The 337-nt window shown below is 46.3% G+C and carries 1 rRNA gene; it reads left to right on the top strand.

Annotation, left to right across the window (positions count from 1 at the left end):
- Positions 1-261: 261 nt before the first annotated feature.
- A 16S ribosomal RNA gene (locus A3709_RS20815) occupies positions 262-337 on the top strand; the annotation flags it as partial.

Raw genomic sequence — 337 nt, 5'->3', positions numbered from 1 at the left:
CCACTGTTTCGGGGATGACCCGGGACAAAATCCCAACCCTGGCGGTTCGGGAGTTGCTTAACAAGAAGACGAAGACAGATGTGTGGGCACTTGTTGGGATAGTTGTACACGACTATTCAGACACAACAAGTGACCATTGATTCATAAGTTTTATGGAACATTGATTTCGAATTGTGTCTGAGCCGAGATTTGATTGTTATCGCGAGGTAATCGCGCAAACAATCCCTCTTACAGCCGGTAAGGTGTAGAGGTAAAAGATTTAAACTGAAGAGTTTGATCATGGCTCAGATTGAACGCTGGCGGCAGGCCTAACACATGCAAGTCGAGCGAGAAAGCA

Origin of the sequence: Halioglobus sp. HI00S01, assembly GCF_001635445.1 — a bacterium.
GTDB lineage: Bacteria > Pseudomonadota > Gammaproteobacteria > Pseudomonadales > Halieaceae > Halioglobus > Halioglobus japonicus.
The sequence above is the reverse complement of the archived record's forward strand: the minus strand, read 5'-3'. Positions and strand labels throughout refer to the sequence as shown.